Below are 2546 nucleotides of genomic sequence, written 5' to 3'. Positions count from 1 at the left end.
CTTTGCGAGCCATGCCGATATGCGGGCGGCCAGCTTTAAATATATCGAAGTCTTTTATAATCGCCAACGGCAGCATTCGACGCTTGACTATCGTTCACCCTGCCAGTATTTAGATGACTGGCTCGCTGAGCAACATCAGGAAAAACAGGCGGCATAAAAGCCACCTGTTGGAAGACGAAAAATCGAGGGAAGCTCAGTTGACGCTGCCGTGACTGAGATTTGGGGAGCGTAAGCGGCTGTGCCAGCGAAGTGCATAATTATAGCGTTTTGGTTAATCGTCGGCCGATCAGGTAGCATGGCAGCCTTTGGCCGTTGGCGCGCAATACCATCGCAACCGCGGCACGCTGTTTGTTTGCAAAAAATTATGAATACAACGTTTGATTCTCAATCCGCCGAATTTTCCGATTGCTTTGCATTGCTTGATGACAGCGGCGCCGATCCCTGCGTGGCTGGCTCATCACGCCTTTACACCGGTCTGGTCGAGCGTCTGCAATGCTCACGATCTGAGGATTTGCCGGATTTTCTATCAAAAATGCAAAATGGTTTGCGGAATGGGCTGCATGCAGTAGCGTTGTTTAACTATGAATTAGGATTAGGATTAGGATTAGGATTAGGATTAGGATTAGGATTAGGATTAGGATTGGGATTGGGATTGGGATTGGGTTCGCAGCATGTATTTCATGCACTGTCTGCAATCCAGCAGAAAAAAAAGCCGCAGTCATTAGCGCAAATTTTGTTGTTTGCGGATTGCCGCCGGTTGCGCCAAGAAGAAGTGGCGCTCTGGCTGGCACAGCGTCAGGCTGAAGAACCGTGCGATGTCGATGCCGGCATTGCGAATCTGCGCGCGAATGTCAGTGCAGAAGATTTTGCTGCGGCGATTGCCAAAATCCATACCTATATCGAGGCTGGCGATACCTATCAGGTGAACTATACGTATCGCTTGCGTTTCGATATGTTCGGCAGCCCGCTGGCGTTTTACCGGCAGTTGCGCGGACGCCAGCCGGTGCCTTACGGCGCCCTGATCGCCTTGCCGGACGGTGGCGCGGTGCTGTCATTATCGCCAGAGTTGTTTGTCCGCTGCGCCGACGGCAGGTTGACCGCGCGACCGATGAAAGGCACCGCTGCGGCCAGCGGCGATCCTGAGCAAGACCAACGAACTGCGTTAGCGTTGGCAGCCGATCCCAAGAACCGGGCGGAAAATCTGATGATCGTGGATTTACTGCGCAATGACCTGGGGCGTATTGCAGTCCCCGGTTCGGTTCATGTGCCGAAACTTTTTGAAGTCACTCGTTTCAATACCGTTCTGCAAATGACTTCCACGGTACAAGCCCGGGTGCGTGACGATGCTACCTTGAGCGATGTAGTGCAGGCGCTATATCCGTGCGGCTCGATAACTGGTGCCCCGAAAATTCGCAGCATGCAGATTATCGATGAGCTGGAACCCGAACCGCGCGGTTTGTACACTGGCGCCATAGGCTGGTTCGAGGCAGCTACCGACAACCGCGAATTTGGCGATTTTTGTCTGTCGGTGCCGATCCGCACTGTGCTGCTGGAGCCGCCGGGCCCGGATTCTGCTTTGGGGGCGACCATACGGCACGGTGAAATGGGGGTCGGTGCCGGTATCGTGCACGATAGTGTGGCGGCCGACGAATATGCCGAATGTGCACTGAAGGCAAAATTTCTGACCGGTTTATGCCGCGATTTTTCGTTGTTTGAAACCATCCATGCGACTCGCGCAGATGGTTGTCGGCATCTTGATTTACATTTGCGGCGGTTGCGGGCTTCAGCCGCCTACTTTGGTTTTCCTTTCGACGAGACCGAATTGGGTGAAGCTTTGCGGGCGCACTGCGCAAATTTGCCGGCGACAGGTCCGCAGCGTTTACGTCTGACGCTGTCCGCAGATGGCAATTGCAGCCTGCAGAGCGCGCCGTTGGAAATGCTGGAGACGCCCGTGAGCTTATTGATCGCTCAAACACCGATGGATGGCGGCGATATATTTCTCAGGCATAAAACCACTTTGCGGCAACGCTACGATCAAGCATGGCAAGAAGCGCAGCAACTGGGCGCGTTCGATATGCTGTTCTTCAATCGCCAAGGTGAACTGACCGAGGGCGGTCGCAGCAGCGTCTTCGTCAAGCTGGACGGGCGCTGGTATACGCCGCCGCTGCACTCAGGATTGCTGCCGGGCGTAATGCGCAGCGTCGTGTTGAACGATGCCGCCTGGGATGCTGCCGAACGCAGCTTGAGCATGGAAGATTTGCTGGCCGCCGAGCAGCTCATGGTGTGCAATGCGTTACGCGGAATCATGCCGGCAAGGCTATTGCAGATCGCGTAAGCAGAGGTTTGCGCAATGTTTAAAAAGCAATGATGACGACCGAGCCGGCCACATAAAGTGGACCCATCTGTCCAGACAAATATCTGAGCTTCCCTCGATTTTTCGTCTCCCAACAGGTGGCTTTTATGCCGCCTGTTTTTCCTGATGTTGCTCAGTGAGCCTGTCATCTAAATACTGGCAGGGTGAACGATAGTCAAGCGTCGAATGCTGC

2 protein-coding genes are annotated in these 2546 nt (G+C 54.2%); both read left to right on the top strand.

Features of this window, described 5'->3' with window-relative positions; translation table 11 throughout:
- On the top strand, positions 1 to 157 hold a 157-nt coding region (locus tag ACIQ0R_RS12230), incomplete at its 5' end, for an IS3 family transposase (protein ID WP_395827846.1).
- A 207-nt stretch (positions 158 to 364) separates the two neighbouring features.
- Entirely contained in the window at positions 365 to 2335 is a 1971-nt protein-coding gene (gene pabB, locus ACIQ0R_RS12225) for an aminodeoxychorismate synthase component I (protein ID WP_395827843.1), read from the top strand.
- Positions 2336 to 2546: the final 211 nt, after the last annotated feature.

It is taken from the genome of Collimonas sp. (assembly GCF_044339385.1).
Taxonomy (GTDB): Bacteria; Pseudomonadota; Gammaproteobacteria; order Burkholderiales; family Burkholderiaceae_D; genus Collimonas.
Note: the sequence above shows the minus strand (reverse complement) of the source record. Positions and strands in the feature narration are given on the sequence as shown.